The sequence below is a fragment of the Corticibacter populi genome (assembly GCF_004217315.1).
In the GTDB taxonomy this organism is placed as follows: domain Bacteria; phylum Pseudomonadota; class Gammaproteobacteria; order Burkholderiales; family Burkholderiaceae_C; genus Lampropedia; species Lampropedia populi.
Genome location: NZ_SGWR01000001.1, coordinates 572,017 through 592,604, shown reverse-complemented (window position 1 = coordinate 592,604; position 20,588 = coordinate 572,017). Strand labels below are relative to the sequence as shown.

Annotated in this window: 23 protein-coding genes; 11 read left to right on the top strand and 12 right to left on the bottom strand. The window is 58.0% G+C overall.

The features are described 5' to 3' along the window. Positions 1 to 601 precede the first annotated feature (601 nt). Together EV687_RS02655 and EV687_RS02650 are read left to right on the top strand one after the other, a co-directional pair. Positions 602 to 877, top strand: a complete 276-nt coding sequence (locus EV687_RS02655; protein ID WP_122226320.1) for a helix-turn-helix domain-containing protein — start codon at positions 602 to 604, stop codon at positions 875 to 877. Positions 878 to 885: 8 nt separating this feature from the next. Next, positions 886 to 2,118: a type II toxin-antitoxin system HipA family toxin gene (locus EV687_RS02650; RefSeq protein ID WP_122226319.1), complete on the top strand. Its 1,233-nt coding sequence runs from the start codon at positions 886 to 888 to the stop codon at positions 2,116 to 2,118. Positions 2,119 to 2,177: 59 nt separating this feature from the next. Here the strand turns inward: EV687_RS02650 and EV687_RS02645 are convergent, their stop codons facing one another. Beyond that, positions 2,178 to 2,471, bottom strand: coding sequence for an H-NS histone family protein (locus tag EV687_RS02645; protein ID WP_122226318.1), 294 nt, complete (start codon positions 2,469 to 2,471; stop codon positions 2,178 to 2,180). Positions 2,472 to 2,665: 194 nt separating this feature from the next. Here EV687_RS02645 and EV687_RS02640 point away from each other — a divergent pair, with 194 nt between their 5' ends. Continuing rightward, positions 2,666 to 3,787, top strand: coding sequence for a tyrosine-type recombinase/integrase (locus tag EV687_RS02640; RefSeq protein WP_130466424.1), 1,122 nt, complete (start codon positions 2,666 to 2,668; stop codon positions 3,785 to 3,787). Between the two features lie 122 nt (positions 3,788 to 3,909). On the opposite strand, the gene EV687_RS02635 is transcribed toward EV687_RS02640, so the two are convergent. The 4 genes from EV687_RS02635 to EV687_RS02620 are packed head-to-tail and all read right to left on the bottom strand — an operon-like array spanning position 3,910 to position 6,966. Then, positions 3,910 to 4,938, bottom strand: coding sequence for a methionine synthase (locus EV687_RS02635; RefSeq protein WP_122226316.1), 1,029 nt, complete (start codon positions 4,936 to 4,938; stop codon positions 3,910 to 3,912). 28 nt (positions 4,939 to 4,966) lie between these two features. Continuing rightward, the gene (locus EV687_RS02630; protein ID WP_122226315.1) at positions 4,967 to 5,950 is read right to left on the bottom strand and encodes a DUF1852 domain-containing protein; all 984 of its coding nucleotides are present in this window, start codon (positions 5,948 to 5,950) and stop codon (positions 4,967 to 4,969) included. A gap of 36 nt (positions 5,951 to 5,986) precedes the next feature. Continuing rightward, positions 5,987 to 6,562, bottom strand: coding sequence for an FMN reductase (gene msuE, locus EV687_RS02625; RefSeq protein WP_122226314.1), 576 nt, complete (start codon positions 6,560 to 6,562; stop codon positions 5,987 to 5,989). Then, entirely contained in the window at positions 6,559 to 6,966 is a 408-nt protein-coding gene (locus EV687_RS02620) for a hypothetical protein (protein ID WP_130466423.1), read from the bottom strand. Before EV687_RS02620 ends, msuE begins: the two co-directional genes overlap by 4 nt. Positions 6,967 to 7,015: 49 nt before the next feature. On the opposite strand from EV687_RS02620, the gene EV687_RS02615 reads away from it, so the two are divergent. From EV687_RS02615 to EV687_RS02585, 7 genes are all read left to right on the top strand, one after another. Continuing rightward, on the top strand, positions 7,016 to 7,945 hold the full coding sequence (locus EV687_RS02615) for a LysR family transcriptional regulator (protein WP_122226312.1): 930 nt from the start codon (positions 7,016 to 7,018) through the stop codon (positions 7,943 to 7,945). Continuing rightward, on the top strand, positions 7,929 to 8,597 hold the full coding sequence (locus EV687_RS02610) for an epoxyqueuosine reductase QueH (RefSeq protein WP_122226311.1): 669 nt from the start codon (positions 7,929 to 7,931) through the stop codon (positions 8,595 to 8,597). The genes EV687_RS02615 and EV687_RS02610 overlap by 17 nt, the downstream gene beginning before the upstream one ends. A 121-nt stretch (positions 8,598 to 8,718) precedes the next feature. Beyond that, positions 8,719 to 9,585 (top strand): methylenetetrahydrofolate reductase, encoded by an 867-nt coding sequence (locus tag EV687_RS02605; RefSeq protein ID WP_242612437.1) that lies wholly within the window; start codon positions 8,719 to 8,721, stop codon positions 9,583 to 9,585. Between the two features lie 451 nt (positions 9,586 to 10,036). Continuing rightward, the gene (locus EV687_RS02600; RefSeq protein WP_122226309.1) at positions 10,037 to 10,834 is read left to right on the top strand and encodes an NERD domain-containing protein; all 798 of its coding nucleotides are present in this window, start codon (positions 10,037 to 10,039) and stop codon (positions 10,832 to 10,834) included. A gap of 603 nt (positions 10,835 to 11,437) precedes the next feature. Then, a complete protein-coding gene (locus EV687_RS02595) occupies positions 11,438 to 12,415 on the top strand; it encodes a thymidylate synthase (protein WP_165392806.1) in 978 nt (325 codons plus the stop codon). Beyond that, complete coding sequence (locus EV687_RS02590; RefSeq protein WP_122226307.1) at positions 12,412 to 13,224, top strand: hypothetical protein; 813 nt, start codon at positions 12,412 to 12,414, stop codon at positions 13,222 to 13,224. Before EV687_RS02595 ends, EV687_RS02590 begins: the two co-directional genes overlap by 4 nt. Then, the gene (locus tag EV687_RS02585) at positions 13,221 to 14,159 is read left to right on the top strand and encodes an alpha-glutamyl/putrescinyl thymine pyrophosphorylase clade 3 protein (RefSeq protein WP_122226306.1); all 939 of its coding nucleotides are present in this window, start codon (positions 13,221 to 13,223) and stop codon (positions 14,157 to 14,159) included. The genes EV687_RS02590 and EV687_RS02585 overlap by 4 nt, the downstream gene beginning before the upstream one ends. Here EV687_RS02585 and EV687_RS02580 read toward each other — a convergent pair. The 3 genes from EV687_RS02580 to EV687_RS02570 all read right to left on the bottom strand — a co-directional run bounded on the left by EV687_RS02580 (position 14,156) and on the right by EV687_RS02570 (position 16,126). Next, positions 14,156 to 15,232 (bottom strand): ImmA/IrrE family metallo-endopeptidase, encoded by a 1,077-nt coding sequence (locus EV687_RS02580; protein ID WP_122226305.1) that lies wholly within the window; start codon positions 15,230 to 15,232, stop codon positions 14,156 to 14,158. The two genes, EV687_RS02585 and EV687_RS02580, sit on opposite strands and share 4 nt — an antisense overlap. Positions 15,233 to 15,242: 10 nt before the next feature. Further along, complete coding sequence (locus EV687_RS02575) at positions 15,243 to 15,563, bottom strand: hypothetical protein (RefSeq protein ID WP_122226304.1); 321 nt, start codon at positions 15,561 to 15,563, stop codon at positions 15,243 to 15,245. A 266-nt stretch (positions 15,564 to 15,829) separates the two neighbouring features. Continuing rightward, complete coding sequence (locus tag EV687_RS02570) at positions 15,830 to 16,126, bottom strand: DUF4031 domain-containing protein (RefSeq protein WP_207226364.1); 297 nt, start codon at positions 16,124 to 16,126, stop codon at positions 15,830 to 15,832. A 668-nt stretch (positions 16,127 to 16,794) separates the two neighbouring features. Here EV687_RS02570 and EV687_RS02565 point away from each other — a divergent pair. Beyond that, positions 16,795 to 17,661, top strand: a complete 867-nt coding sequence (locus tag EV687_RS02565; protein ID WP_122226303.1) for a ParB N-terminal domain-containing protein — start codon at positions 16,795 to 16,797, stop codon at positions 17,659 to 17,661. A gap of 303 nt (positions 17,662 to 17,964) precedes the next feature. Here the strand turns inward: EV687_RS02565 and EV687_RS02560 are convergent, their stop codons facing one another. From EV687_RS02560 to EV687_RS02545, 4 genes are read right to left on the bottom strand one after another with little or no spacing between them, the layout of a single operon-like run. Next, a complete protein-coding gene (locus tag EV687_RS02560; RefSeq protein ID WP_122226302.1) occupies positions 17,965 to 18,891 on the bottom strand; it encodes a pyridoxal-phosphate dependent enzyme in 927 nt (308 codons plus the stop codon). A 34-nt stretch (positions 18,892 to 18,925) separates the two neighbouring features. After that, the gene (locus tag EV687_RS02555) at positions 18,926 to 19,201 is read right to left on the bottom strand and encodes a hypothetical protein (protein ID WP_122226301.1); all 276 of its coding nucleotides are present in this window, start codon (positions 19,199 to 19,201) and stop codon (positions 18,926 to 18,928) included. Positions 19,202 to 19,203: 2 nt separating this feature from the next. Then, complete coding sequence (locus tag EV687_RS02550) at positions 19,204 to 19,818, bottom strand: LysE family translocator (RefSeq protein WP_122226300.1); 615 nt, start codon at positions 19,816 to 19,818, stop codon at positions 19,204 to 19,206. Between the two features lie 44 nt (positions 19,819 to 19,862). Continuing rightward, a complete protein-coding gene (locus EV687_RS02545; RefSeq protein WP_207226363.1) occupies positions 19,863 to 20,501 on the bottom strand; it encodes a TetR/AcrR family transcriptional regulator in 639 nt (212 codons plus the stop codon). Positions 20,502 to 20,588: the final 87 nt, after the last annotated feature.

Genomic DNA, 20,588 nt, shown 5'->3' with positions numbered 1-20,588 from the left:
AAGAGCCAAAGCCTTGCAAATTAACCAAGTAAAAAAATGCAGGCGCGAAGCCCAGACGTGCAGGCCTAGTGGTGCTAAGGTTCATTGGACGTGCAAAGCCCGCATTGGCGGCCCGACCAATGCACTGAACCTCCCGACCGCAGAATGCGGCCGAAACCCAAGCTGGATTGTAACGAGTATGAAGTGAGCTACGAGAAGAAACACTAGGTTTTGGTCCAGACACGCCTTATCCTGGCTACCAAGTCAGCTTCACAGGGGATCGATCGCTGGTCGAATTGCCCCGGTTCTGGGTGGACGGGACCTTTAAAAGAAAAAGCGGCCAGTGTGTGCTGGCCGCTGAAGAGGGAGAAATGGGCGTTTCGCCAGAAAAGCCCGATGAAAAGATAGCATGACAAGGTCTTGCTGGGCAAGCCAGATGGCGTTCAATCCACCGGTTCGATCAGGCTCCAGGCAGAGTTGGGAATCCTTCCATCTCGCAGAGATCAAGTAACCGTCGCCTCAGGGCTTCCTAGCATTGAACGGCTGGGAGATGATGAAAACGTCCTACTCCAAAGACAAAATTGATGAATAATGGAAATAAGTCTTACATGAAGGACATTCCATGACTCCCAGCCCAGCACTCCCCATACGGACAAAAGAAGACCTGGGTCGGATGATTCGGCAGCTTCGGCTAGGCGATGGCATACGGGCGACGGATCTGTCCAGCAAGTCTGGACGCAGCCGGGATTTGCTGCATCGTCTGGAGTCTGGCCGAGACGTCACGACCGGCGCTTTGCTTGATGTTCTGAGCTCCATGGGCTATGCGATCCGCATCGAAAAAGCGGGGCTCCCCACGCTTGACGAGATGCGGCAACGGTTTGCCGATGAGGACGATTGAGAGTGGTCATGGTACAAGCAAACATCCCGGAGCAGATACGGATGTTGGACGTGGAGGTGGGCGGAGCACCTTCCGGTCAACTGGTTCAGCAGTCCGGCTTTGAATACCGCTATCGGAGTGACGCGCAGGAGCAGCCTGTGGTCGGCCTGCTCATGCCTCCAAGCAGATTGACCTGGAAAGATGGGGATCTCTTTCCTGTCATGGATCAGAATCTCCCAGAGGGCGACTTGTTCAACCGGCTTCGGCAGCTGTTTCCGAAGCAACCCATGACAGCCATGCGCCTGCTCGCCATGATTGGGCGCAATGGCATTGGTCGCCTGGGCTATGGCCTGCCAGGCTTTACAAGGCCCGCTCCAGCAACGGTGATCTCGCGCGAAGCGCTACTGGAGCTGCGGTTTTCCGAGAAGGTTTTCGATGATCTCGTGGAAGCCTACCTCTCCACCGGAATCGGCGTCGCGGGCATGCAGCCGAAGATCATGGTGCCTGATCGGGCAACGATCCCCATCCCCAATCTCATTGTGAAAACAGCCAGTCCGAATTATCCGGGACTGGCTGCCGACGAATACCTGTGCATGACCGCGGCGGCACGTGCAGGGATTGAATCTGCCCAAGTTGAATTGAGCCATGACGGGATGATCCTGCTGGTCGAACGTTTCGATTTGTTGGACGACGGGACGAGATTGGGATTTGAGGATGTCGCATCCTTGATGGGACTACGGGTGCGCGATACGCTCTCGGAGCGCAAATACCATGGAAGCTACGAAAAGGTGGCAGAACTTCTTGGCTTGGTCACCCAGCAAAAGAATGAGTTGCGGCGATTTTTTGAGCAACTTGCATTCAGCATCATGGTTGGCAATGGGGACGCCCATCTGAAAAATTTCGGGGTCCTGTATCAGGGGCGGGCGGATGATATTCGCCTGGCCCCCATGTTTGATGTTGTAACGACCAGGATTTACCGCTACCAGCGCTCGCCAGGCGGTCCGGAGATGGAGGACAACACCATGGCATTGCGAATGTGGTCAGGCAAAAGTAATCGTTCCAAAGGATATCCTCTGCCAGAGGAACTGGTGAAGTTTGGTCGTGACGTATGTGGTGTCAGCGCCCCTCTCGAAGTGATGAAGAGGATTGCTGAGGGCTTGCATAGCACTCTCGAAGATGCTCGCATGGACGAACGGATTCCTCCAGGGCTGCTTGCGCAGCTCAGAGAAGTCTGGACTGCAGGGATGCAGTACGCACGGTAGACGACCAGACGGCGAGTGTGCCGCTCAGAAAAAACCGCCATCAAATGGCGGTTTTCTCATTACTGGGCAATGCGAAATTGCTCAGGGTCTTTGTCCCGGATCCACACCGGCTGGCGACCGCGGCCTGTCCAGGTCTCACCGGTTTCCGGGTTGAGGTACTTGGGCGCTACATGGATCTTCGTCGATTTGGCCGACTTGCTCTTGCCAAAAATATCAGATTCAGTCAGCTCATGCTGAGAAACCAGTTCACGAATCTTCTGGATGGCATTCGCCTTCTCGGCGGCACGCAGGGCTTCGATTTGGCGATCCAGTTCAGCGCGCTGTGCGAGCAACGATTCAAAGTCTTGGGGCATGGGATCCTTGTCAATAAGGGAATTGAAAGAATGGTGATGGTATGGATCACCATGATTGAGCATTATGCACAAAAGTGCATTTCCTTGAAGAGGAGGATGAAAACCTCCTGTCAGCCGCCTGCACCCTCCTCGTGGTGGCACAATCGCGCCCCAGGTGTGGTGTGTGTCACTCGAAGACGCAAGAGTGAGGTGCGTTGGAATACGAGGCAGGCTTGCAGGGCCCCCAGACACAGACATCATTACGCCGGAACAGTTCACATCAATATCGAGTTCTTTCATCACCGGGGATCGGCAAGCATGCAGACTCCCGCCTGTGCGATTTCCTGCTGGAAGTCGCCGAATCGGGTCGCTACGCACAAAGCACATTGAGGCAGCTTGAAACCCTTGCGGCGAGCTTCGCTCGCTGGCTCAATGTACACGGGTTTGTTCCCTGGTACCGCATCACCCCAACGGTTCTTGAGGACTATGTGCTCGATGGCCAGCAGCGGCTAAGTCATGCGGCATTGCAAGTCCGCTTATGGTTTTTGCGTTTGCTTTATCGCTGGGCGGAAGGTGCCGGCATCTGCAGCGCGACGCTGCTGCGGCCGCTCGAGCAGCCACGCCCATGCCGGCGGTCACGTCCCGAGCCACACGTTCTCTCGATCGAACAAGTCGACCACCTGCTGGCCATGCCGGACACCGCAACTCCTATCGGCATTCGGGACCGCTGCGCTCTTGAGCTGCTGTATGCCACCGGACTTCGTGCTTGCGAGCTGCTCGGATTGGAACCGCACCAGGTCAGCCCCGGCAGCCGCTGTATCCGCATCTGGGGCAAAGGGGACAAGGAGCGCATGGTGATCTACGGCGACGAGGCGGCCAACTGGTTGCAGCGCTACCTTGCCGCGAGGTCGGAGTTGCTGCGCCAGCGCGGGTACAAGCCTTGGGTGACACGGCAGCTGTTTGTCAGCAACTGCAAGCCTGGCCAGGCCCCGGAGATGCGCTACTGGCAATTGAGACGTATGGTGCGGCAGCATGCGAAGGCCGCAGGCCTGGATGCCACGCCGCACACCTTGCGGCACAGTTTCGCGACACACCTCTACATGGGCCAGGCGGACCTGCGGAGTATTCAACTCCTTCTCGGGCATGAATGGCTCGCAACCACGGCCCTTTACCTCTCCTGCCGCTTTGTTGACGCGAAGCGGCTCCTCGATGAGCACCATCCTCGGGGTGAGTGCTACGAGCACTTCAGGCGTGGCGAACGCTTCGTCGAGTCAAGCAGCAAGGGGAGGGCAGCCGCGCTCCCTTCGATTCGACCCGGATATGGCCAAAGAGGATGACCGTGCCCCTGCCGGAGTCCTGCGCTTTGCGGGTCTCCAGAATAAAGCCCGGGGTTGTGCGTGACACTGTCTCTGCCGATCAGACCGTCCGCCAAGCTGGTCCGAGGTTCGGTAGAACCAACCTACGCGGCGAGTTCACCCCGCACGATTGCCGCACCTGCACTGAGCGCTTTCAGCTTGCCTCTTGCCACTTCACGCGGCAAGGGTGCCATGCCGCAGTTTGTGCAGGGATAGAGTTTGTCGGCATCGACAAACTGGAGCGCTTTACGCAGCGTATTGGCGACTTCCTCTGGCGTCTCGATGGCGTGGGTTGCCACGTCGATGGCCCCCACCATCACCTTCTTGCCGCGAATGAGTTCGATCAGGTCGATGGGAACGTGGGAGTTGTGGCATTCCAATGAAACGATGCCGATGCTGGATTTTTGCAGCTTGGGGAAGGATTCCTCGTACTGCCGCCACTCGGAACCCAGCGTCTTTTTCCAATCGGTATTGGCCTTGATGCCGTAGCCATAGCAGATGTGGACGGCTGTTTCGCACTTTAGCCCTTCAATCGCTCGCTCCAGCGTGGCAACGCCCCAATCGTTCACATCGTCAAAGAACACGTTGAATGCAGGCTCATCGAACTGGATGATGTCAACGCCCGCAGCTTCCAGTTCCCTGGCTTCCTGATTGAGGATTTTGGCGAATTCCCAGGCCAGTTTTTCGCGGCTCTTGTAGTGGGCGTCATAGAGCGTGTCGATCATCGTCATCGGCCCTGGCAAAGCCCACTTAATCGGTTGGCTGGTTTGCTGACGCAAGAATTTTGCATCCTCCACAAAAACCGGTTTCTGACGGCCTACGGCACCAACGACCCTCGGCACGCTCGCATCATAGCGATTGCGAATTCTGACGGTTTCGCGGTTATCAAAATCAACTCCGTCGAGGTGTTCAATGAACGTAGTGACAAAATGCTGCCGAGTTTGCTCACCATCGCTGACAATATCAATACCTGCATGCTGCTGCTCTTGCAGCGACAAACGCAAGGCATCTTGCTTGCCCTCAGCCAATTCCTCGCCTTGCAATTTCCAGGGTGACCAGAGCTTTTCCGGCTCTGCCAACCAGGAAGGCTTGGGCAGGCTGCCAGCAGTTGAGGTAGGCAATAATTTTTTCATGGCGAATGGCTCCGTGTATTTGGGCTGATTAAATAGCGAAATTGGCAGCCCATTGCTCCAGCACGTTTTTGCAGGGCTTAATGAAGTGCTCTTCCGTGAACTTCCCTTGTTTGACCGCCAGTTGGCTACGTTCTTCGCGGTCATAGACGATCTGGGTTGTCGAATAGTCAGGGTTCGTCAGGCTTGGTTGGTACACAGTCCCGGCTGCGGAATTGGCGTTGTAGATCTCGGGACGGTAGATCTTTTGAAAGGCTTCCATCGTGCTGATGGTGCCGATCAGCTCAAGAGGGGTGTAGTCGCCAAGTAGGTCGCCTGAAAAATAGAAGGCCAAAGGCGCGACACTGCCTGGGGGCATGAAGTAGCGCACGCGCATTCCCATTTTCTCGAAATAACGGTCGGTCGAGGAAAACTCGCCTTGCCGGTATTCGGCGCCCAATATGGGATGTTGGTTTTCCGTCCGATGGTAGGTCTTGCCGCTTGCAACGCTGATGCAGATGACAGGCGCCTTGCTGAAGCGCTCCTTGTAGGCGTCGGAATTGACGAAGTGCTTGAACAGCTTCCCATGCAAATCGCCAAAATCATCAGGGACGGAAAATTCGGATTTGTCGTTGTTGTACTCCCGCAGCAATACGCTGAAATCGTAGTCACGCACATAAGAGGAAAAACTATTTCCCACGATGCCGTCAATGCGTGTATTGGCTTTCTTGTCGATGATGTTCGGTTTCAATATCTCGATCAAAGGAAAGGCACTGCTGTCATCTCTGGAAGAGACGTTCATGTATGCGGAGATGATTTCAAGCTCGACGGCGTAGCGATCCCCCGTTGGATTGTCCCAAGGCGCCAGGTTGTTGAAACGGTTGTCAATCATCCTCAAGGTATTGCGCAGATTCTGCTGCCTGCTCTCGCCTCGTGCCAGATTGGCAAAATTGGTTGTTGTGCGCGTATTTTCTGAAGGATGATAGTTTTCATCAAAAACAATGCTCTTGATGTCGAATGTGAAATTCTTGCTCATTGCAGTTTCCTGTTATCTGGTGGTCAACTCTCTAAGTTATTCAAACGACAAAGCATCGGCCAATCGTGTCTGCCGTGCCAATTCAACCAATGGCAGTGCACGTTGGACGGCCAGCCGGGCGCGCTCGATCAGCGCCTCGTTATCCAGGCGTGTGCCTGCGAAATCCTTGTCGGTCGCGTACACGCCCAGCGGCAATGTGCGAGCCTGAAAAAAGCTGAATAGCGGCCGCAACTGGTGGTCGATCACCAGGGCGTGGCGCTCGCTGCCGCCGGTGGCCGCCAGCAGGATGGGTTTGTCGATCAAGGCATCCTGGTGGATGAAGTCGAAGAAGTGCTTGAACAGCCCCGTGTAGGAGCCGCGATAGACCGGCGTTGCCACCACCAGAATGTCAGCTTGCTCGACAGCTGCAAGCTCCCGCTCCACGGCATCGGGGAGTTGAGAGCGCCAGACCGCGCCAGCAAGCTGCGGCGCAAGCTGCCCGAGTTCGATCAACCGTTGTTCGCAGGGGATTTCATCCGTGATGAGATCCAGCAGGTGTTCGGCCAGGGCGGCGGCCTTGGAGGGGCGTTGCAGCCCGCCGGACACGGCGACCAAACGGAGTGGAGATTTCATTTTTTCTTTCCTGTCGGTGGATTGCCTGAAGCCAGGAGCTTGCGCGCACGCAGCAGCATGGCTTCGATCGCTGGATCAGCGTGTTGCTCGCCGGTTGCTGCTTTCCCGGACTCAACGATGGTGCAGACCAGTTGAAGCAGCAGTAGATGCTTGGCCCATGCGCCGTTCCTGCCGCAGGGCAGTCTCATGCATTGAGCCAGCTCAAAAACCGCCTGCGCAGCCTCTATCCAATCCTTGCCAAAGTCCAAAGCGCCCTGTTCGCCACTGCTGTTGCACAGTTGCAGCACAAGGTCGGTTTGTCGCGTCTGAGCCGCCGTTCTGATTTGACATGCAAGGCTCACTCGGAGGTCGCTCCAAAAAAATGCAGACGAACAATGGGAGCGGATGGTATTGATGTGGATCAATGAAGTAAAATGGTTTTATTTCACCAATTCATGAACGGGAGTCATGTGAGTGCTTGAGCGGATCCACCTCAGCATCGTTCAGCAGGTCGAGAAGCAAGGGTCGTTGACGGCCGCGGCGGGCGTGCTGAACCTGACCCAATCGGCCCTGAGCCACAGCATGAGGAAGCTGGAGCAGCAGTTGGGCGCCGACATCTGGCTGCGTGAAGGGCGAAGCCTGCGCCTGACGCAAGCCGGCCAGTACCTGCTGGCTGTGGCGAACCGGGTGCTGCCGCAACTGGACTTAGCCGAAGAGCGCCTGGGCCAGTTCGCGCAGGGCGAGCGCGGTGCGCTGCGCATCGGCATGGAGTGCCACCCGTGCTACCAATGGCTGCTCAAAGTGGTGTCGCCCTATCTGGCAGCGTGGCCCGACGTGGATGTGGACGTGAAGCAAAAATTTCAGTTCGGCGGTATCGGCGCATTGTTCGGCTACGAGATCGACCTGCTGGTCACGCCCGACCCCCTGTTCAAGCCAGGGTTGAAGTTCGAGCCCGTGTTCGACTATGAACAGGTTCTGGTCGTAGCCAAGGGGCATGCTTTGGCTTCGGCGGCCTACGTGAAGCCCCAGCAGATGAATCAGGAGGTTCTCATCAGCTACCCCGTGGACATCGAGCGCCTGGACATCTACAACCAGTTCCTGCTGCCGGCGGGCGTCACGCCCAAGCACCACAAGACCATCGAAACGACCGACATCATGCTTCAGATGGTTGCTAGCGGCCGCGGCGTGGCCGCGCTGCCGCGCTGGCTGGTCGAGGAATATGCGGTCAAGATGGACGTGGTGCCTGTGCGGCTGGGCGCACGTGGGATCGCCAAACAGATTTTCCTGGGGGCACGCGAGGCGGAAGTTGGCATCGACTATGTGCGGGCTTTCATCGAACTGGCACACCAGCCAGCCCCCCTGTCGCCGTCGCGCAAGGAGCCGACCAATGAGCAATACCGTTGAACGCAAACCGATTCCGCTGCCCGGCGGTCATCGCAAGGTGCTGCTGCATTCATGCTGCGCGCCCTGCTCGGGCGAGGTGATGGAGGCCATGCTGGCCTCGGGCATCGATTACACCATCTTCTTCTACAACCCGAACATCCACCCGCTCCACGAGTACGAGCTGCGCAAGAACGAGAACATCCGATTTGCCGAGCAGTTCGGCGTTCCGTTCATCGACGCGGACTATGACCGCGACAACTGGTTCGAGCGCGCCAAGGGCATGGAGGATGAACCCGAGCGCGGCATCCGCTGCACCATGTGCTTCGACATGCGCTTCGAGCGAACGGCTCTGTACGCGTATGAGCACGGCTTTCCGGTGATGACCAGCTCGCTGGGTATCTCGCGCTGGAAGAACATGCAGCAGATCAACGACTGCGGCGTGCGCGCTGCCGCGCACTACCCCGGTCTGATGTATTGGGACTACAACTGGCGCAAGGGCGGTGGCTCGGCGCGCATGATCGAGATCAGCAAGCGCGAGAACTTCTACCAGCAGGAGTACTGCGGCTGCGTCTATTCGCTGCGCGACACGAACCGCCATCGCGTGGAAAGCGGCCGTGAGCGCATCCGGCTCGGCGAGAAGTTCTACGGCGATGAAGTGCCAGCAAAGGACTGAGGTGTCCGCGGGGTGAGCGACGGCTGCCCCTGCGCTTTCGGAATGTGTTCAATGGCTTCTAGTCGGCTCAGTCAGAACTGATGTATTGAAGCCCCAATATTCGCCAAGTATGGCAAGCCCCTTGCTCCATCTCGATACGTCCAGGCCCGCAAACATCACCGACGACTATTCGCTGGAGGTCAACGCGAAGGGCATTTCTGCGCTGACCGCAGCGGCGCACCGCATATCGCCAGCGTCAACAATTTCCATCCCCTACCTGCCAAACCAGGACAACGAAGCTCGATTGGCCACAGCGCGGGCTGTGCGCAAGATAGGCTTTGAGCCGATGCCGCATATTTCAGCGCGCCGGGTCACATCACTCGCTGAACTTCAGTGGTTCGTCGAGCACGCAGTCGCTGAAGCTGGCGTCGAGCGTTGCTTAGTGATTGCTGGAGATCCAGCCACCCCGATGGGACCATTTGCCAACAGTTCCTTGCTGATCGAGACTGGGGTTTTCGAGCGCTCGGGCATCAAGGTCATTGGTGTGGGCGGCCATCCAGAAGGCCATCCGATCATGAGCGCCGCTGATCGGTGGGAGGTACTCAAGCGCAAATGCCAAGACATCGAAAGGCGTGGCATGACGCCTTTGATCTTCACGCAGTTTGCGTTTGATGCTGGCATCGTATTGACTTGGCTGGAAGCGTTGCGCGAGCGCGGCATTGAACACCGAGTGCGCGTGGGAGTGCCTGGCCCCGCAGGCGTTGCAGTACTTGCACGTTATGCCGCTATGTGTGGCGTCGGCGCTTGCGCCTCGATGTTGTCTAAGTACGGTATCTCAATCGGCAGGCTATTTGGCACAGCGGGACCGGAGCATTTTGTTGATCGCCTAGCCGCTGACCTAACAGAAGTGCATGGAAAGGTAAGCTTGCATTTCTTTCCATTTGGAGGCATCGCACAGTCAGTCGGGTGGGTAGAGCAATACCGTTCTCGCAGCGAGCTAGCTTGCTGATTCGTTAGCAACGATCTCGAACTGATCCACAGGTATCGCGAATACTGCGCCTCGTGTAAGCATTCGATGGGGGCCTTGATCTGCCCCCCCAACAGCCGTACCAGTCTGAAGTTAGTGAAGTCCGCCAAGCCCCAGGAGAATGACGGACCTGCGGAGTATTCAACTCCTTCTCGGGCATGAATGGCTCGCAACCACGGCCCTTTACCTCTCCTGCCGCTTTGTTGACGCGAAGCGGCTCCTCGATGAGCATCATCCTCGGGGTGAGTGCTACGAGCACTTCAGGCGTGGCGAACGCTTCGTCGAGTCGAGCAGCAAGGGGAGGGCAGCAGCGCTCCCTTCGATTCGACCCGGACATGGCCAAAGAGGATGGCCACCTTGACCACTGATTTCGTTATCATTCAATTTGTAGGAAAATGTAAACGATCGATGGTCAATGAGAGCAGGAGGAGCCATGAACATGACGCCAGTACTCGAGCCCTTGTTTCAGTACCTGTGGTGGACGTTCGCGCTGGCCGTGGTGGTTGGCATTCTGCGCCTGCCGATCGTCAAGGGCATGGTCGGGGAAGGGTGGGTTCGATTGATTGCCCGCCTGCGACTGCCCAAAGAAACCTACCACTGCATCCACAACGTCACGCTGCCAACGATCGATGGCAGTACGCAGATCGACCATATCTTTGTCTCCCGCTTTGGGATTTTCGTGGTGGAGACCAAGCACATGAAAGGCTGGATCTACGGGCGCGAGCGTGATGCGCAATGGACCCAGAAGATCTACCGGAACAGCTTCCGATTCCAGAACCCGCTGCGCCAGAACTACAAGCACCTGATGGCCCTGCAGGCAGCGTTGAACCTGCCCGATGACGTATGCCACTCGCTGGTGGTCTTCACCGGAGACTGCACGTTCAAGACCGACATGCCGGCCAATGTCACCCAGAACGCGGGGTATGTAGACTACATCCGGCAGTTCCAAGAGCCCGTGCTGACCGAGGACCAGGTCGAACATGCGCGGGCCATGATCGAAGCAGGGCGCCTGACACCAAACTGGGCCACCCACCGCCAGCATGTGATGAATCTCAAGGCCAAAGCAGCGGCCGAAAATGCGCCATCACAGGGAGGTGAACCCAAGTGCCCACGCTGCGACGGTGCCATGGTGCTGAGACAGCGACGCAACGCGCCGGCAGGTGAGAGCCGTTTCTGGGGCTGTGTGGCATTCCCGAAATGTCGCGGCGTGCGGGCATACTCTGGCGACTGACGTGCGCGTGTGCTGAGGTGGCTGGACCGATCTCGCCTATGTTGATGAAATTGGTCACAGTGCGGACTTCTGCAGGCGACCCAGAGTGGAAGCTCGCAACTTTTTCGATAGTGACTGGAAAAGGCTGAAACCGGAAGTTCGACCTAAATACATGAACTGCGGCACACGCTGCAAAGCCAACTAAGCAACGAGAGGAGTCACTTTAGGCTGGGTGCTGTCATTCAGGGTTGACTGGCTAATGACAGTGGCTGTCGAAACCTGACATTGACCACAGTGAGCACTGAGCGGCTGCTGCACCTCTCGGACAGGTCCTTGATGAGCGGTTAGGTAAATGGACATTCACGAATTAATCGCTAATATCGACGGTCAACCGCTTCCAACCGCAGTGAACTCGGACTCCAGATCCATTGCGTAACCGTTACCTTGAGGGCCTCTGAAACGGTGAGACCATGCGGCCTGCTCAAGCAATGTCACTGGCATACAAAGAAAGTCATGGCAGGCGCCTGCGCCGGAGGCAGACTACCGCCCTATAGCTACGATCTGCTACTATTTGTATCCGGCCCCAATATGTGGCTAGCCCGGCAAATTGACAAGGGAGGGAAAGTGTTCGGCTCGCACGATACGTTGGACGACATGTTGTATGACGTCCTCAAGGCGCTGCTCGCGGAGAGAACCAGCGTCAAGGCCAGCAGAGGCGATTTCACCGAACTGTTCGGTGTGCTTCTTCATCTGAAGAACCCCCGAGCCCGTTTGAGCCGAAGCGAAGACAAGAGTAAGGTGTTCAGTGCCCTTGGAGAGCTCTTGTGGTACCTGTCGCGCGATACCAAGCTCGATTTCATTGACTACTACGTTCCCGGCGTTTTCCAGGACGAGTCAGACGACCAGGTTACCGTGCGCAGCGGCTATGGCGAACGGCTATTTTCATTCAATGGTGCGGACCAGATGGCGAACGTCATCAAGCTGCTTAAGGAAAAGCCATCGTCTAGGCGTGCGGTGATTCAGCTTTTCGATGCCACAGACTTGCTGAAGCCATATAAGTCGATTCCTTGTACGTGCACCTTGCAGTTCATGGCACGAGACGACCGACTCCACATGTTCGTTTCCATGCGTTCGAACGATGCCTTCCTTGGTCTTCCGCATGACGTCTTCTCTTTCACCATGCTCCAGGAACTGGTGGCCCGCTCTGTTGGAATGGAGGTGGGCGAGTACAAGCACTGTGCAGGAAGCCTGCACCTGTACAAGAAGCACGCAGCACGCGCGGCACGATATCTTGAAGAGGGCTATCAATCCAAGATTGCAATGCCTCCGATGCCAATGGGTGACCCCTGGGATAACGTCAAGCAGCTTCAGGCCTACGAGCAGGGTCTCCGCGAACGCGGTGCGGCCAACTCCCAGCCAGTGTGGGACTCATACTGGCAAGAGCTAGCCCACCTGCTAGATGCCTACCGGGCTTACAAGGAAAAGGACCTTTTGGTCATCAAAGGCCTTACTGAACGGCTGAGGCCTACCGTCTACAAGATGTTCGTTGAAGCGAAGCAGGATCTTCTGATTGCAGATGCAGCTAAAGGAGTCACGCCATGAGCAGCGAGGCTCTCCTCAAGGAGGTCGGTACGCTGGTTTCTATCTTGAATGAGGGGGCACCCGTCGCTCTTGGTGCTATCCCGTGGGCCTCGCCGGTTGTTTCGTTCGGGAATCCGGCCGTGAGCAAGGTAGCAACACTGGGCTTGAACCCGAGCAACCTGGAGTTTGTAGACCGTGTCGGCGAGCAACTGCTTGAGCCCTACAACCGATTTGAATCTCTAGGCAGTCTGCGTGCGACGAACTGGAGCGAGGTAGCTCGCCTGGGGGTGCAGCGCATCTGGGAAACCTGTGAGGACTACTTCTTTCGGAATCCGTATGACCAGTGGTTCAAGCGACTGGACAGGATTTTGGCCAAGACCGGAGCGTCCTACTATAGCCGCATCGGCGAAAGCGCCTGCCATCTGGACCTGGTGCCGTTCGCCACCGCGAACAAGTGGTCTGCGCTGCCTCGTGGCCATCAGGCCAGGTTGATTGAGCTTGGCGCTCCCTCGCTGGCGCGCACGCTCAGCGCCTCGGATATCAGGGTACTTGTACTTAACGGAGCGACCGTGGTCAGGGAGTTCAGCCGACTGGTGGTTGCTGACAGCCTCAGGTCTCAAGTCGAACCATCCTGGGCGCTTCAAGACGGGCGCGTACAAGGCATCTCATACATCGGTCGCATCTCCGAGGTGGGGAGCATTCCCCTTCGTCGCAAGCTACTGGTGCTGGGTTTCAATCACAACATCCAGAGCAGCTTTGGCGTAACCACTCAGGCGATCGCCAACATTTCAACGTGGATAGGCCGCCAATCGGCAGGAGTGCTTGTATGAGGAAGAAGGTCGAGAAACTGGCCAAGAAGCTGAGCCACGGTATTGCTAACTGCATCCAGAACGACTTTGCACTACCGGGACTGAACGATCCACAGCACCAGGATGTCTTCATCCGCCAGATGATTGACAGTGTGCGCCGTGTCGACTTCGTCAAAGTAGTTACCCATCGCGATATACATCCCGACCGCGCCGACGGTCTCAGCCCAGCCTTCGATCCTATCCGGGCCGCTAGGCTCAAGCAGCAGGCGGGTGACTTTGACGAGGCCTGCTGGCTCGTATTCCTGTTCGTGCACTTCGGACGCCATCCGGCCTCCGGCTACCGCTATGTGCGGGACTTCTACAGTGCCCTGGGCCAACGAGCTCCTTGGACTTTTGCTGCCGTGAAAGCAGATATCGCCGGTATGAAAGCGTGGCTGGACCAAAATGAAGGAGAGCTGCGCCGCGGCTCACGACGCGGTTTCGGCAATCATCGGAAGTATCTGAGTCTGTCGGGCACGAAGCAGAACGGTACGGGGCACGCGTTCGAGACCTATGTGAAATGGGTAAGTGCCACCGGTAACCATGCCAACTTGTTCGATTTGGCGCTGGTGCAATCCAACAATGACCCTGCACAGGCCTTCGAGAAGCTCTACCGGTCCATGCGGTCGGTTGCCTCCTTCGGCCGGATTGGTCGCTTCGACTACCTAACCATGATTCAGAAGCTTGGCTTCGTGAACATCAAACCTGGCCGACCCTACCTAGATGCCTCGACCAACGGACCAAACAAGGGCGCACGCCTGTTGTTCGAGGGGGGGGCCCAGCAACTCTCGTTGGTTGAACTGGAACGCAGGACACAGATCCTCGGCGTCCATCTGGGCGTTGGTATGCAAGAGATGGAAGACGCCATGTGCAACTGGGGCAAGAATCCCGGTGTCTATAAGTACTTCAGGGGCTAGTCGGCCCACGCGTAGCGGGCCTTCAGCTTGTTGAAATGGCTATAAGGCACCCGCTCACGCCTTTGGAGCTGGCCCACCACAATCCCGTCGGAAATGCCTGCTCGGCGGGCCAGTCGTTTGATGCCAAGCAATGAAGGCTCTACCTTATCGAGAGCGTCGGCACCGACCTTTTCGAAAAGCGTGTCCAAGGCGAATTCATCCGCTTCTCGCTCGGCCTCGTTGCTCCTATCTTCAAGCCCTTCCAGGAAGAGCTCGTCATGCGCATGCAGGAGCAGGTGACCAATCTCGTGGAAGACGGTAAACCAGAATTGGTCATCAGCTAGGTAGCGGAAGCTCAGCTGCATCAGGGCCTGCTCCGAATGCAGGAAACGGGTCGCCCCACTCGCTCGGCATCCCTCCGGTGTCCGTGCCACCACCATGGCTACGCCACAGGAAGCCAGGATGTTCTCGAGTTCCGGCAGAAACTTCGAAGGGTCCGCCTCCACCGTCAATGCCCGAATCGAGTTGAGGGAATTGGCAAGCTTGTTACGATTCCAGGGTTCACAGACCACAGCAGATGCTTCGATTTCGCCCTGTCGCAGCCATGCTGCAACTGCTGTCGGCCGCGTGACATACGCACTGCTGGCACGGTAGGCCGACGCCTGAAATAGGCGTTTGTACTTCTGTTCAAATGAGCTGGAGGTTGTGACACCGAAGAATGCACAGGCGTTCAACGTTGTTTCACTGGCGGATGTGCCTTGCTTAATCCAACCGAAGCGGACCAAATCATTGATAGGGACATCGGATAGCCACTTGTCTGGGGCTACTTCCGTGGATTCACACAGCCTTCGCAGGTCGACGCGGTAAATCTCCTCACGCCGAAGCCAAAATTCTGGGCTTGCGCCCAGAATGGCGGACAAGCACTCGGCCCAGTCGACGGTCAGAGGCTCGACGCCGTATATCAGTCGCGAGACGCTCTGAACGTCTCTGTGCGCTCTATCTGCCAGTTCCTTAACCGGAATTTGGCGCTCGTGCAAAAGGTCAAGCACTGTTGCGCCAGGAGGACTTGCCCAATTTGGCTTGAACGTGTTCATAAGGCTAATTTTATGGCTGCAGTGAGACCACTTTGATCCGTCGGATACGGCTCCAATCGGCGGAACCGTCAGGCTTCATGCGGGGTGTGCCATGGGCCGGTACGACGGCCACCCGAAACGGCGGTGGGAGATCGATGAAGTAGCACTCAGCCCCTTCGTGTATTCCGGTGCGTGGCTTGCCCGCAAGTACCTCGTCGATGGAGTCGGCAGCACGGATGTCTGATATTCGGTGCTTCAGCGATTCCGCAGCGACCGAGCCCAATTTTTGAGCAGCGGTCTCCTCGTCTGCGCAAAGGTCGCGCAACTCCTTTGTGTCGAAGGTGATTTCCACAGTTTTCGTTAGTCCTTTTTGCGGAATTTTTCACGGCTAAGGCTCCTTGCCCGACGGGAGGCACGCGGCATTTGCGTTAGCACTACTGGTAGGGTTTCGAAGATGAAGACTGCAATTTGTTCGCTATCGCATTTATAAGCTAGAAGGCCCTTTTTGTGTCTTGTCAGAGAGGTGAAGAACTATCCATTTTAGTGACTACATTGTGCTGAATCACCTATTCTGTGTTGTCCTTTGGCATGAGATCTATCCATCCAGTAACCGCCTGGCTACACGAAAAGGCAAAGCTGCGGAGATTGAGCGATAGCGTGAGGCTCGTCGGACACGACTCGGCGGCTAAGCAACACAGCTTCCCGCGCACTTATTGGTCGGGCACCATAGCGAATGGCGTGCCGACGTTGAGTTGCTGTGACATCGTAATGGGGATGGCGAGCTCCGATATGGAACGCACGTTTGTGGATGCCTATGTTGGCCGCGAATGCATGAAGCTCTTGGACACTATCAGCCATAAGGTGAAACCATGTATAACCGTACATCGGAACCGCAGCATCATCTACGTAAACCATTATTTTTCGTTTTCCCACTCGAAATTTAACATACACCCTAACGGAGCCATATTAATGACAGCCAGCCGCTCATATATCTGCAACACTGTCAATTCTTTGTACGCAACCAAACTCAGTTATTTTTGACTCGTCGAGCATGCCGTCTCACAAGTCCATCAGGCAAGTTGTGCCCGCTCATGCCTATTGTCGAAAAAATGTATTGTCGCCGCGGTAATAAGCCGCAGTCTCGCTGACATCATAAGTAGTAGCACCCGGAGCGACAGACAGCAATCGCTGCGAAGCAGACGGTGAACAGCACCTTCTGAACTTCCGCGGCTGGCCGAAAGTGGCCAACTGCATCTACTGTTACACAATGGTACACCATACCAACCCATCCACAGTCTTGGTGGAGAACCCTGTGGACAAGTTGTTGCGGGAGAGCGCGTTCTCCTGCGCCATCCTTGCAATGCTCAAAGTTTAGGCAGGATCGCCGCACGTAGCGGCAGGATGGATCGGTTGAGTTCGCCGGCTCTCTGGCCTGGAAGCTGGTACCACAGTACATCCCATACCCGGGAGCCTGCCATCAAAAAATGCCGCCAAGGCCCCTGTTGGTGATTCGGCGGTAGCTGGGTCTGGGTGCACCTGTCCTTGCCTACAATGCCGCCCTTTGCGCGGAAGGTCAGGGCGGTATGGAGATCGTGGTCAAGGAGGAGCTGAAGACGTACATCGACCCGTTGAGTGCCGATGAGTACGCGGCATTGGAACGCAGCATTCTTGCCGAGGGGTGCCGCGATGCCTTGGTGCTGTGGGGCGATGTGCTGATCGATGGTCACAACCGATACAGCATTTGCCAGAGGCATGGCCTGCCATTCCAGACCATCCAGAACACCCGGTTTGAGTCGATGGAGGACGTCTATCTCTGGATGATCGATCAACACCTGGGACGGCGCAGCGTTTCCGATTTCCAGCGTGGGGTGCTCGCGCTGCGCAAGCGAGAGATATTGCAAAACCGCCGCGGCCAGGCCTCGCAAGTCCAGTCAACAGTAAGTCTTGCGTCTCCTGCAGATGTGGCGGAGACCGGTATGAACACGGTCGAGAGTACGTCTCCTTGGGAAGGGGAGGGACAAGCCTCACCTACCCAAGCAGATTCGCCTGCGCAAAAATCGCAGGCCGGAGACCTCAACAGCCGTGAAGCGATCGCGAAAGCCGCACGGCTGAGCAGCAGCCAGGTGGTGCTGATCGAGCGCATCCAGCAGCAGGCTGCGCCCGAGGTGGTCGCTGCGCTCAAGGCAGGTGAGATCTCCCTCAGCGCCGCAGCCACTGTGGCGACGCTGCCGGAAGAAGAACAAAAAGCCGCCGCCATTGCCGGCAAGGACGAGCTTAAGCAAGCGGCCAAGCGTGTCCGTGAAGCCAAGCGCAAGCCGCGCGCTGCCAGCACAGAAAATCAGCACGGCGATCACCAAGCCGAGCTGGACGCACTGCGTCAACGCGTGGCTGAGCTGACGCAGGAGAACGAAGCGCTGAAGCGCCAACTCGCGCGGTTGCAAGAAGCTTGAAACACTCTCCTGGGTACGGCCCAGAACGGCGATGCCAACCACTTCAGTGGTTGGCAGTCCGAATCTCGTCAACGCACATGCGGAGATGAACTGATATGTGAGTCCGAGGGATGGAAGGCTAAAGCGCGTTCCCCGCACGTCAGTGGATCTGTTATCAGTCCCGCAGCTTTGCGTCTGACGTTGCACTGATTGACCCTTGGACTGCGTAAATTGTTACCCCAGATTGGGTCCGACCGTTGGTGAGCAGGTCCGCAGTCCGATCTTGCGTGCGGTGACATTGCGGCATCGCCGTGTCACCGCCGTTCAGAGCATGACGAGTTGTATCCGCCATTGGCATAACTGTTCGGCCGTCGCGGTGACGCCGCCGCAAACGACCACCAACACGTCGTCGGCGTCGCCCAGCGCCGCGTGGTTGGCGTAGGCCAGCGCCAGGCTGGCGCCGCAGGCGGGCTCGACCAGTAGGCGGTGGTCGTCGAGAAAACGCTCGCAGGCGGTGACGGCGGCAAGGTCGGTGACGGTGGCGCTGCGGGTGGGGTGCTGCCGGGTCAGCGCGAACGCCTGTTCGCAGACTTGTTTGGCGGCCAGCGAGGTGGCGATGCTGGTGACCGCCTCCAGCGCGATGCGTTCGCCCTGGGCCAGCGATTGCGCGAGGGCATCCGCGCCTTGCGTTTCCGCTGCGACGACGGGCACGTCGCCCCAGCCGTTGCGCCGCAGCCCTTCGACCACGCCCGCATACAAGCCCCCACCGCCGACTGATAGCACCACCGCGCCCGGCTTCAGTCCGCTCTGCGCCACTTCATCGACCAGGCTGGCATGGCCTTGCCACAGCAGCGGGTCGTCGAACGGGTGCAGGAAGGCATCGTCCTCGCCCAGCAGCGACTGGGCCAGCGCGTTGGCCTCGTGCCAGGCCTGGCCATGCACGATGAGTTCGGCGTGTTCCGCGCGGATCAGGGCGCGGGCGCGCTCGGTGGTAGTCTCGGGCACCACCACCGTCACCGGAATGCCCAGGCGGCGCCCGGCGTAGGCCACGGCAATGCCGGCATTGCCACCGGACGACGAGACGAAGCGCCGCTTGCCGCGCCGGGCATGTGTATCGCAAGCCAGGCCGATGCCGCGGAGCTTGAACGAACCTGATGGCTGCAGGTTTTCCAGCTTGAGCCAAATGCGGCGGCCAGCCGCCTGGCTGAGGGGATGGGATTCGATGCAGGGGGTGGCGATGTGCAGGGGCATGGTGGCGTTTAATGGCGGGTGTTGGTGTCGTGCGTCATTCGCCGAATTCCCGGCGGGTGCGTGGCGCGTCTGGCAGTTGCGCATCCAGCGATGCGCGGTAGCGCACGCAGCCGCGCATGAACTGCGGCCAGTCGGGCACTTCTGGTTGGCGCCCGGCCTGCTCGGGCAGCAAGGCCCACAGGTGCGGGTGGTACCAGCACAGGTCGTGGCCAGAGCGGTCTCGATGGGCACGGATGCCGGCGCGCAGTTGCTTCACCTCGGCGATCAGTTGCTCGCGGGTCAGGTGGTCGAGATCGCGGTAGTCGTGCATACTCAGCGTTCCGAAAAAGCCAGTTGCGTGCCCAGCCCAGCAAAGGCGGCGGCAAACCCGCGCCGCAGCCAGTTCTGCACGCGTGGGGACTCGATCACAGCCGCGCGGAAGGCGTGCGCGAGCAGGCCATACAGTACGAATACGGCGAAGGTGATGGCCATGAAGATGCCGCTCAGGCCCAGCAACTGCGTCAGCGGCGACGCCGCATCCGCGGCAACGAACTGTGGCAGGAAGGCCAGAAAGAAAATCGTCAGCTTTGGGTTGAGGATGTTGAGCAGGAACGCCTTGACGATCACCGCCACGACTCCCTGGCGGGTAGCGGTGGCGTCCACGGCAAAGGCCGAGCGGTCACGCCAGGTCATCACGGCCAGATAGAACAGGTAGGCCACGCCCGCGACCTTGAGCAACTGGAATGCCAGCGCGCTGGTATGCAGAACGGCGGCCAGACCGAGAATCGTGGCCAGCAGGTGCGGCACGATGCCCAGCGTGCAGCCAAGCGCGGCAAACAGGCTGGCGCGCCGCCCCTGGGTCAGCCCGATCGAGACGGTGAAGACGACGCCGGTGCCGGGAATCAGCACGACGATGAGCGCGGTCAGCAGGTATTCGGTGGAGAACATGGGTTGATCTCATCAAGATGAAGCGGAGTTCTGGAGCGTGCCCCTTACGTAGTGGAATTCTCCGCCAGCGCCAGCAGGCCACGCAGAAAAATCACAACCATCTGACCGGTCGCGGCAGTACCCGTCGCGGCACGCTGCAACGCCAGGCCGTGTACCAGCGCCATCAGCGCAGACGCGATAGCTTCGTTGGCAACGGGAGGGCGCATGCCGCGTTGCGCAAACATCTGACCGATCAACTGCGCAAGCGTCTGGGCGTGCTGTTGCCAGATCGCCCGATAGGCCGCCGCGAAGGTCTCGCAGCGCTGCGCATTCAATTGCAACTCCACGGACAGCATCGACCAGTTCACATCGCTGTCCAGCGTGCCAGCCCAGGCCTGCAGGTCGTCCAGGATCGCTTCGAGGCTGCGCTGCGCTGGCGCCACCAGCACGGCGAGCTGCTCGGCCTCGGCCTGCATGTGGCCGCGCAGCAGCTCCAGCAACAGCGCCTCCTTGCTGTCGAAGTTGGAGTAGAACGCGCCCTGTGAATAGCCGGCCTGCTCGGCAATGTCCCGGATCGACGTGCCGCCGTAGCCGTTCTCGATGAACAGGCGCCGGGCGGTCGCCAGCAGCGCTTCGCGGGTTTGCGCCTGCCGCGCTGGTCGGCTCAGGCGGGTGACAGATGAAGTGGCAGGGCGTTCTGGCATGCTGGACATTCTACTATTCCGAATATCAATTGACATCTGAATCTGTCTTGCATACATTTCGAATTTCAACTGAAATCTGAGATGATG

What these genes read in the sequence shown, in the direction of transcription:
- EV687_RS02545 (WP_207226363.1), bottom strand. Translation starts at nt 20,501, where the DNA reads ATGCCAGAACGCCCTGCCACTTCATCTGTCACCCGCCTGAGCCGACCA.
- EV687_RS02655 (WP_122226320.1), top strand. Translation starts at nt 602, where the DNA reads ATGACTCCCAGCCCAGCACTCCCCATACGGACAAAAGAAGACCTGGGT.
- EV687_RS02610 (WP_122226311.1), top strand. Translation starts at nt 7,929, where the DNA reads ATGAGCAATACCGTTGAACGCAAACCGATTCCGCTGCCCGGCGGTCAT.
- EV687_RS02600 (WP_122226309.1), top strand. Translation starts at nt 10,037, where the DNA reads ATGAACATGACGCCAGTACTCGAGCCCTTGTTTCAGTACCTGTGGTGG.
- EV687_RS02550 (WP_122226300.1), bottom strand. Translation starts at nt 19,818, where the DNA reads ATGTTCTCCACCGAATACCTGCTGACCGCGCTCATCGTCGTGCTGATT.
- EV687_RS02580 (WP_122226305.1), bottom strand. Translation starts at nt 15,232, where the DNA reads ATGAACACGTTCAAGCCAAATTGGGCAAGTCCTCCTGGCGCAACAGTG.
- EV687_RS02560 (WP_122226302.1), bottom strand. Translation starts at nt 18,891, where the DNA reads ATGCCCCTGCACATCGCCACCCCCTGCATCGAATCCCATCCCCTCAGC.
- EV687_RS02635 (WP_122226316.1), bottom strand. Translation starts at nt 4,938, where the DNA reads ATGAAAAAATTATTGCCTACCTCAACTGCTGGCAGCCTGCCCAAGCCT.
- msuE (WP_122226314.1), bottom strand. Translation starts at nt 6,562, where the DNA reads ATGAAATCTCCACTCCGTTTGGTCGCCGTGTCCGGCGGGCTGCAACGC.
- EV687_RS02555 (WP_122226301.1), bottom strand. Translation starts at nt 19,201, where the DNA reads ATGCACGACTACCGCGATCTCGACCACCTGACCCGCGAGCAACTGATC.
- EV687_RS02585 (WP_122226306.1), top strand. Translation starts at nt 13,221, where the DNA reads ATGAGGAAGAAGGTCGAGAAACTGGCCAAGAAGCTGAGCCACGGTATT.
- EV687_RS02630 (WP_122226315.1), bottom strand. Translation starts at nt 5,950, where the DNA reads ATGAGCAAGAATTTCACATTCGACATCAAGAGCATTGTTTTTGATGAA.
- EV687_RS02565 (WP_122226303.1), top strand. Translation starts at nt 16,795, where the DNA reads ATGGAGATCGTGGTCAAGGAGGAGCTGAAGACGTACATCGACCCGTTG.
- EV687_RS02650 (WP_122226319.1), top strand. Translation starts at nt 886, where the DNA reads ATGGTACAAGCAAACATCCCGGAGCAGATACGGATGTTGGACGTGGAG.
- EV687_RS02570 (WP_207226364.1), bottom strand. Translation starts at nt 16,126, where the DNA reads ATGGTTTACGTAGATGATGCTGCGGTTCCGATGTACGGTTATACATGG.
- EV687_RS02645 (WP_122226318.1), bottom strand. Translation starts at nt 2,471, where the DNA reads ATGCCCCAAGACTTTGAATCGTTGCTCGCACAGCGCGCTGAACTGGAT.
- EV687_RS02590 (WP_122226307.1), top strand. Translation starts at nt 12,412, where the DNA reads ATGAGCAGCGAGGCTCTCCTCAAGGAGGTCGGTACGCTGGTTTCTATC.